At 66.7% G+C, this 336-nt stretch carries 1 protein-coding gene; it reads left to right on the forward strand.

Annotated elements, in window-relative coordinates; genetic code table 11:
* A partial coding sequence (locus tag CG51_RS18915; RefSeq protein WP_035747717.1) for a DUF308 domain-containing protein occupies window positions 1-273 on the forward strand: 273 nt, incomplete at its 5' end.
* Window positions 274-336 lie beyond the last annotated feature (63 nt).

Raw genomic sequence — 336 nt, forward strand, 5'->3', positions numbered from 1 at the left:
CTCGAGATCGCGGCAGCGATCCGCCTGCGCAAGGAAATCGAGGGCGAGATCTGGCTGATCCTGAGCGGCCTCGTCTCGGTCGTTCTCGGTGTCGTCGTGACCTGGATGCTGCTGACGCGCCCGGTCGAAAGCTTCCTCGCGCTCGGCTGGCTGATCGGCTTCTACGCCGCGATCTGCGGGGTGATGATGATCCTCCTCGGGCTGCGGCTGCGCAAGGCGGATCGCCCGAATGACGGCACCATCGCCGGCCAGCCCCGGTCGGCGCAGATGTGATGTGCGCTGTGGCAGATGACCGGCGCCTTGCTGGCGGCGAGAACGATTTCACCCGATGGGACG

It is taken from the genome of Haematobacter missouriensis (assembly GCF_000740775.1).
Lineage (GTDB): Bacteria > Pseudomonadota > Alphaproteobacteria > Rhodobacterales > Rhodobacteraceae > Haematobacter > Haematobacter missouriensis.